Origin of the sequence: Desulfotignum phosphitoxidans DSM 13687 (assembly GCF_000350545.1) — a bacterium.
In the GTDB taxonomy this organism is placed as follows: Bacteria; Desulfobacterota; Desulfobacteria; order Desulfobacterales; family Desulfobacteraceae; genus Desulfotignum; species Desulfotignum phosphitoxidans.
On the sequence record NZ_APJX01000021.1, the window covers coordinates 1 to 7,714 of the forward strand.

11 protein-coding genes are annotated in these 7,714 nt (G+C 40.5%); all 11 read right to left on the reverse strand.

Features of this window, described 5'->3' with window-relative positions; all coding sequences use genetic code 11:
- Window positions 1-180: 180 nt before the first annotated feature.
- The 11 genes from DPO_RS25615 to DPO_RS25420 all read right to left on the reverse strand — a co-directional run bounded on the left by DPO_RS25615 (window position 181) and on the right by DPO_RS25420 (window position 7,520).
- On the reverse strand, window positions 181-351 hold the full coding sequence (locus DPO_RS25615; protein ID WP_006968816.1) for a hypothetical protein: 171 nt from the start codon (window positions 349-351) through the stop codon (window positions 181-183).
- A 47-nt stretch (window positions 352-398) separates the two neighbouring features.
- Entirely contained in the window at window positions 399-641 is a 243-nt protein-coding gene (locus DPO_RS23170) for a hypothetical protein (RefSeq protein WP_006968817.1), read from the reverse strand.
- A 10-nt stretch (window positions 642-651) separates the two neighbouring features.
- A complete protein-coding gene (locus DPO_RS23175) occupies window positions 652-918 on the reverse strand; it encodes a hypothetical protein (RefSeq protein ID WP_006968818.1) in 267 nt (88 codons plus the stop codon).
- 216 nt (window positions 919-1,134) lie between these two features.
- Window positions 1,135-2,133, reverse strand: coding sequence for a zonula occludens toxin family protein (locus DPO_RS23180; RefSeq protein ID WP_006968819.1), 999 nt, complete (start codon window positions 2,131-2,133; stop codon window positions 1,135-1,137).
- Window positions 2,134-2,157: 24 nt separating this feature from the next.
- Entirely contained in the window at window positions 2,158-2,514 is a 357-nt protein-coding gene (locus DPO_RS23185; RefSeq protein ID WP_006968820.1) for a hypothetical protein, read from the reverse strand.
- An 81-nt stretch (window positions 2,515-2,595) separates the two neighbouring features.
- Window positions 2,596-4,056 (reverse strand): hypothetical protein, encoded by a 1,461-nt coding sequence (locus tag DPO_RS23190; RefSeq protein WP_006968821.1) that lies wholly within the window; start codon window positions 4,054-4,056, stop codon window positions 2,596-2,598.
- Between the two features lie 59 nt (window positions 4,057-4,115).
- A complete protein-coding gene (locus DPO_RS26545) occupies window positions 4,116-4,244 on the reverse strand; it encodes a hypothetical protein (protein ID WP_006968822.1) in 129 nt (42 codons plus the stop codon).
- Between the two features lie 304 nt (window positions 4,245-4,548).
- Complete coding sequence (locus DPO_RS23195) at window positions 4,549-4,812, reverse strand: hypothetical protein (RefSeq protein WP_006968824.1); 264 nt, start codon at window positions 4,810-4,812, stop codon at window positions 4,549-4,551.
- A complete protein-coding gene (locus tag DPO_RS25415) occupies window positions 4,799-4,996 on the reverse strand; it encodes a hypothetical protein (RefSeq protein ID WP_006968825.1) in 198 nt (65 codons plus the stop codon). The genes DPO_RS23195 and DPO_RS25415 overlap by 14 nt, the downstream gene beginning before the upstream one ends.
- Entirely contained in the window at window positions 4,956-6,119 is a 1,164-nt protein-coding gene (locus DPO_RS23200; RefSeq protein WP_006968826.1) for a hypothetical protein, read from the reverse strand. Before DPO_RS23200 ends, DPO_RS25415 begins: the two co-directional genes overlap by 41 nt.
- A gap of 1,176 nt (window positions 6,120-7,295) precedes the next feature.
- Window positions 7,296-7,520: a hypothetical protein gene (locus tag DPO_RS25420; protein WP_006968827.1), complete on the reverse strand. Its 225-nt coding sequence runs from the start codon at window positions 7,518-7,520 to the stop codon at window positions 7,296-7,298.
- Window positions 7,521-7,714: the final 194 nt, after the last annotated feature.

Consider the following 7,714-nt stretch of genomic DNA (forward strand, 5'->3'; position numbering starts at 1 on the left):
GGAACTGTCCGTGGTACAAAAATATCACACTGATTTTTTTTTGTCGGCAAAATACGACGATACGAACAAACACCGGGATCTTCATAATTTTCACATGAATAGCATATTAACGATTTCAAAATTTAACTCCTTTTTGTTTTAGATATACATTAAAGGTCAGGGATCTATGCTTAAAAACATTCATTCTGATTCCCCCAAGTTGATTAAGTTAATAACACTTTTCATTTGAGAAATACGGGCTTCAATGAGCATGATCTTATCAAAAGATTCTTTTTCCTGGATCATCGAAATTCTGAGTTCTTCGAGCATTTTCAATTCGGAATCAATTAATTGAATGGTTCTTTTTTTCATGTCTGGATCTCCTTTAATGCCCCGGCTGTTACACCGGGGCGGGTTGATTATCTATTAAGTTCCTCATATTCAGCCGCCTTGATTGCTTCCGACATTCTGACCGGATCTGACCAGATTATTTTCAAGGCCTTATTGTATTCTGCCGGGCTGATATCATTTTTTTCTGCCATTTGCTGAAGCCTGGCCCTGATGGCTATTCCGGTCGTGTGTTTTTGAGCTGTCTGCCCGAACACTTGGATAGTTTCAGCGGTGATGCTGTCGATGGCTTGCTGTGCGGTCAATCTTGTCATGGTAGCCTCCTTAGTTGGTTGTGACGTTTCCGTCGGTGTCTGCCTTTGCGGTGGTGCCGTCTTGCATGTCAAGTCCGGTGGTTGCGAGGATGGTCAAAAGAACTGCTGCTTCTTGCCCCTGGTTTTCAATCCAGAACTTGACGTTTTCTATATTTTCAAGCCAATCTATGGCTTTGTTTGCTGCGGCGTTTCCGGCAAACTGAGACCGGCAATTTTCAAAATTTGCTTGCCTTTTGATGTCTTCTGCCCATTTGATTTGTTTTTCGGAACCGGTCATTCTTGCCTCCTTGTTTATGGTTTATTTCACTGCCTGATCTTGATTTAATTTATAACATAATCAAAAAAGGGTTGTCAAGAATTATTTTATAATTTTTTCAAGTTTATTTTGATTTTATTATAAATTTAAACAAAAAAGTGGTTTGAGGATCTATAGGGTAGTTTTTTGATTGTGCGGCCGGACACACAAAAAAAAGTGTGTTTTTTTTGTGTGATATCAATTTATGGATTTGGAAGTGGTGAAGGTAGGAAGGAAGGAAACAGTTGATTCTGTGGAATCTGATTGATAATCGGGTGAATGTGTACGTTGATATTCAGCAGTAACAACAGCGTAGAAGTGTTTTCCACGGTTGATGATGGTGTAAGGAAACTTATAAGGATCAAAGAACCATTCACCAGAAACAGGACACTGAAAAGCAATCAATCCACGGGATTCAGTCATTGCTTTATTTTCGATTGTGACAAGTTCAAAGTCTTCTTTTTCTTCTTTTGGCTGATTACGGGTTTGAGTCTTTGTGGGATGATTCATGGTTTTGAGAGTGGTTTCGGATTTTTCATATTTATGAGACAAGCGATAAAACATATAAAAAGCAGAACAAACAGAGAACAAAGACAAAATTATGATATACATGAACAACCGGGATTTTTTAACTTGCTGTCCATCACCATCGAATGAGCGATATAAATCAAATATTGCTTTGGATTTCCTGGCAACGGATCTCTGATAAATCTCACCACTGGCTTTTATGTTATACTTAAATTCACCGAAAATCGAGAACGTAGAACGGACAGCGCGATATTCTAACTCTACAAGAGTTGATATCTGTCTACAAATTTTCTTTTCATCTTGGGTGATTAAATATATCTGGTCTGAATAATGGCGATGTGTATCAAAGTACAATACAACATCATTGTTGTTATACCTCGGAGGGATGAATTGTTGACATTCATCAAGAACATAGAGGATTTTTGGGTATTTCTGATGAACGATATCCTGATAATCTTTAGTGAAAAATCGATCAAATGGGATATCTTTTAAAATATCAGATAGATTTTTTGATGGAAGTTTCAAGTCATTGATATTGGTGAAAACGGTTAGATCTGGATCACGAAGGAACCATTTACCATTTTTCTGGATATAAAATTTTTCTGATAAGGTCTTTACAGCAAGATAGGTTTTTCCAGATCCAGGAACGCCCGTGATTAGTGTTATCATGATTTACCTATTAATTTTATTTTTTTATCTTCTAAATCCAGGCAATAAAGAAAGTACAAAAGAGGCACTAATAAAGGATAAATAAGTTGTCAAAGCTTCAGGGACTTTGCAGGCAGTTGCAATATAAGCACCGACACCAACGAGGCTGATTGTTGCATCTGGAAGAGTCGAAGCATTGATAACAGTTGAAAGATACACAGATGTATATTCATATAATTTCATAACGACACCAAAAAGCACCCAGGGCAGCACGAAAAAAGCCATGAAGAACATAAGAGCTTTGACAGCAAAAATGCTGGCAACAATAGCTAACACTGTACGTCCAAAGCCAAAGTAAACACCAGAAAATAGGCCCATTAGAGCCTGTAGAATAAAACCCATATCAATGTCTCCTTAAATACCATTCAAAAGATTTCCACCATAAATAGCGGTATAAATGACGGAATGGGTTATAAATATACATTATCCACGGACCACGTGTAAGATGCCAGTTAGAGAAGCAATGCCGACAAGGAGTGAGCCAAAAGTCTGCATAACGGAATAATAGGGATCAAAACACATATCAATTGTGGATCCTAGAATATTAGCATGTAAACAGGGTGTTCCTGCACCGATATCGATCATATCTTCGATGTTAATCATAGAATATACGGGGTTGTTTTCGATTGCATAATCCATAAAATCGTTGAATTTTTGTTGTGACCAGGGCAGGAATTTATCATCTATGTCATCATCTGAAAGCAGCGGATCTGATGCCAAATCATCATATGATGTAGGGATACTATCAATCATGGAATCGACGGTTTCAGATAATCCAGTATTGATATCACCAGCACCGGATAAAGCATCGGTAACATCGGATTCAGTCAATCCACCGGTTTCAATCATTGTTTCCAGATCACCAATACCGGTTTCAATATTCGTAAGACCATCGGCCAGGCCCTGGATACCAGTTTCAAGATTTCCGATGCCGGAATCTATACCATTCAAGGATTTTTTAATATCCGATCCCTGAGCTTGCATGATTTCAGAGTTGATGCGCATTTTCTGAATATTTTCATTTGTTGCGACAAGATTCTGATTCATAAGATTCTGCGAATCAATTAATTTTGCGGTATTTTGAGCAATAATCTGTGTAGCTTCAGAGTCAGTTTCCGAACCGGTGGGAACTGTCGGTGATGGTTCACCGGTTGAACCGGGTCCCGGTGCAGTGTCATATTCATCACCAGTCCAGACATACGGATGAACAGATGGGAACTTAGAAACATCATATTCTTGATCGATTGTCAGACCGCCGCCGGTTGATTCACAATCTGCTGGCAACTCATACCAATCACCACCGATATAGACGATATCAGTGTAACCGGCTGAGCCTTCAGGTATATATTCACCGAGAATAAATCCATCGTCGTAATTTGTACGGACCCCACGGGCCACAACAGCGCTTGTAGCGTCATCGATGACTTCCCATGATATTTGATACTGATTCAGTTTACCGGAATCATCCGGATAAAAATCACACTGGTCGGGGATGCCGTCGCCATCGGTATCAGGGTTAGGATCTTCTAACCATTCTGGGGGATAACTACCGTACACATATAATCCATAAACTTCAGTATCACATGAGCCACTATACCCACGGTGGTAATTTTTTGTTGATACACCAACATATGTTCTATAAATATATTCAAGTGAAGTTGAATAACTTGTACATGGCGAACCGAGAGCATTCCAAGCAGCATTTACGGCGGATTCTGCTTCTGCAGGTGTAGAAAAAGCACCTGCAAAAATTACAGTTTGGGCACTCCAAACATTGGCAGCGGATAGATATGAAGCAGACGGAAACAATTCTTGTGTATATACAAAACGGGCTGGAAAAGCCACCAAGGAAAAACCGATAAGGAACCACATTACTTTTTTCATTTTATCACCTCAACAAGGGGGATGCCCTGGGGGATGAAAAACCCCCCAGGGCATGCAGGCTAGCTGCGGTTCGTCAGCTTGATCAGCTTCCGGATTGACCAGATAACGGCCAGACCACCGATAACGACCACGGCCAGGGTAGAGACATCACCGGTCAAGCCGGCAACTGTGATAGTGGAAAGATCCATGCGAACACCTCACTTGAAAAGATTAATAATTATGTGCTCCGGGGAACGCCCCCGGTTGTCACCAATCCAAAATTGTCCAGACGAAAAGCAAACCGCAAATTATACCGGACAATCCTTGTAAAAAAAGCCAATCTTGAGGACTCATATTATGACCTCGTAAGCAGGCGGACTAACGCCTTGATTGTGAAGCAAAAAAGACCCCATATCATGAGCAGTGTAAAAAACCAGTTGAAATATTCCGCACCGGTCACGGTGGCAGGGTCCAGAATTTCCAAAACGTTGAATGTCTGAGATAAATCAAACATCAATCTGTGACCTCAACGACGGGGCCAGCGACAACATAGTTAATAAAAGCGTTTCCACGATCCGAAACACCGGGACGGCTGCGCACCGGCAACCGCACTTTGATACCTTTGGACACGCCATTGACATGATTGTCAAAATCAGTGATATCAACCACCTGAGAGAATTTGTCGTATTCGTCAAGGATCGATACAACCGGGATTTCTTTGCCTTTTTTACTCTGGAATGATTTGCGGTGTAATACCACGCCTTCAATGTATTGCATTTTCTCTTTGCTCCTTTGCTGTTCTGAGGGTTTCAGGGGTATACAATCTTTCAATTTTTTTCCCCCTGGCATGATAACGGAACTTGATAAATTGAACGCCGTCTTTAACCATCTGTTCCGGGTCAAAGCACGCTAAAAATTCATCAAGCGCTTGCATAAATTGTTTCTTTTCTTTTTGTGTCATTTTGCAATGCCCTTTTTCTTATTTCACTATTAATAATTTCAACAAGCTGATTCCATTCAACATCTGAATTTTGCAAAACGAAACCCCGCATTTTCAGCTTTAAAATATTCTTCCATTCGCCAATTTCAAAAAATCCATACAGAGACGACAGCAGATCCGATTCCGTAACAATTTCTTCATCTGTTTTTTCTTCAATGCCGTATTTTTTCTTTAGACCTTTTGAGAAGCGAATGGCTTGTTTACCTTTGAATGTCTGGCAGTATTCCCAAAACTTTTGACCATATTTTTTCATGTTGTTTTTATTATCAAGAATTTCAAACAACATGCCGAAAGGCGTTACATTACCGTTTTGCTGTTTTTTGCATGACCCTTTTGTGAGCTCCGCTGCCATACCCCAGGAATTACCGGTTGATATTTTTGTCAGGTAACTTGTCATCTTGGCGATGTGATCCCCGTGCAAGGCATCGACCTGGACTGCACGCCGATGGAACGCCAGGGGTTTTTTTATTTCGATGCCGGAGTACAAACAGGCTTTGGTCCAATTGGCGAAAATGTCAGCGCGAAACTTGCGAAGATCATCAACCGGTTTGTCAAAAATGAAAAGTTCATGGCTGTGGATATGCCAGCCGTTGACACCATACGTGACCTCAACTGTGGTCACGGAACCGTCATATTGATGATGCTGTAAAATTTTCCGAAACGGGACAAATTCAGTGTGGTGCTGTACTTCGCTCCAATTCTTCATTCGTCGTCGGGCATCCATAAATTTACGCCGGGATTCGCCACAAGTTTCTGTCTCATAATGGGGGAAAGTCAAAGTAACAAGGTAATGATGCTTATCGGCTGTTTTGTCGATAATCTCCTGGATCTCATTTTTCCGGTGTTCGGTAATTTTGGAAGCACACACCGGGCAGGAATGAATTGAACCACAAGTTTGAAGGCTGGAATAATGCGCATGGGCTGCGCCGGGATTCTTTTTTAAATCGATTGTCAGGGAAAGGTCTTTCCGTGCACGAAGGCATGAACACTGTCTTTGGTCATATCCACCATGATATTGATGAATATATGCGGAAATTCTTTGCGCCGCAAACTTTTGAATGATGCTGTCTTTTGTCTGATCCATACCAGCCCTTGACATTTTGTGTTCAGAGCTGATATATTGATCATGTTCAGGTTGATCTTTATATCAGCCCTCATTTTTGCCCCGTCAACCCTGCCAGGTTTTCGGGGCGTTTCTTTTTGTATATTACTCTAATGTTTGTTTGTCAACACATTTTTTAACAATTCTTTTTGTCGATACATATTTTCTTGCACAATTTCTGTTATGTATTGTGATTTTGATGTCTTAAAGATCCTTGTCAATTCTGTAAGATCATCCCAGAATTGCTCCGTTACGCGCAACTGTATTTTTTTCGTTTTGTTTTTTTTCATAATAATTTTGTTGTCACAATTTTTATTGTATCCGTTTCCCCTATATTACACATTAACACAGGCAATTTGTGTTGACAATATTTCATTATTTTTATTATTAACTTTTTCAAGATTGTGTTATTTTGATGAAACGCTTGAATGACAAGGATTTCAACGAAGATGCCCGCTATATATAGTCCAATGCACAAATTCGCAATATATTCCAAGGGGCTTGTTTTTTTCTGTTCTTTTTTTTTATTTTTTTGGACTCAAGCGCCGTAAGGCTAATAAGGTGCCGGGATCTACTCCAATCACAACAAATCAAGATCTTTTAAACCTTGTGACAATGCGCCGGGGTCCCGTCTGGTGACACCGGAAAAAATTTCTAAATTTCTTATTCTTTTCATGCAATCTTCTCCGGCTCTTTTATCCCCCTATGATCCCCCAGGGGATAAACCCCCCTAACCCCCCAGGGGGAATATAAAAAAAGGAAAATAACAAATTGATTTGGGGGACCCCCCCCAAACCCCCGGAACTGCTATTCTAAATCTTAATAGGAATTTCAAAATTAAATGTGAGAATCTAAAAACAAATTTTTTACAACGATGCGGACTCGTCCGGAAACCACTCTTAGTTTTCTGATCATACACAGGTGTTTTTTTGGGTCATTAAGAGAAAGAGAGAATCTCAATGGAATGAGTGGGAAAGGGATTTAAAGCGGGATACTTCGATGGGATGCCGTCAAGCGGGTTATCATGACACTTTCGGGGCATACGCCGAAACCGGGCTAGGGCCCGGGACAAGATATAATCAATGCGTTTATCTACTCCGTAGGGCATCTGTAACCCCGGCAAACAGCGCCGGGGTAACAGCTGCGCAAAATTAACAATCAACGGACCTTTAATTCCGGATCTTGTAATTGTTCTAATGTGATAGCACCATAAATATATGCCTGTTCTTTATCGGTCAAGGCATCATCACCCAGGGCCAGGGCACGATTACATAAAACATTATGGTAAGTTTCATACTCCCAGCAATCGACCGGACAGCCTGGTGCAAAATGATTTTTACATGTGTCACGATGGAAGCAATATTTTTCAGATCTGAGAAACATGGCATTTTCCTTTATATACAAGATTTAATAATTGATTCCACAGCCTGTGATTTTGATAATTTGTTAATTCTGGAATACTGATCTATAAAATCAACGACCTGGGCGGACAGTGCGAAGGCCCGGACCTGCTTTTTTTGTTTTTTCTTGGACGGCCAGCACCTGGACGAGCGCCGCCATGCTCAAAAGGTAACGGT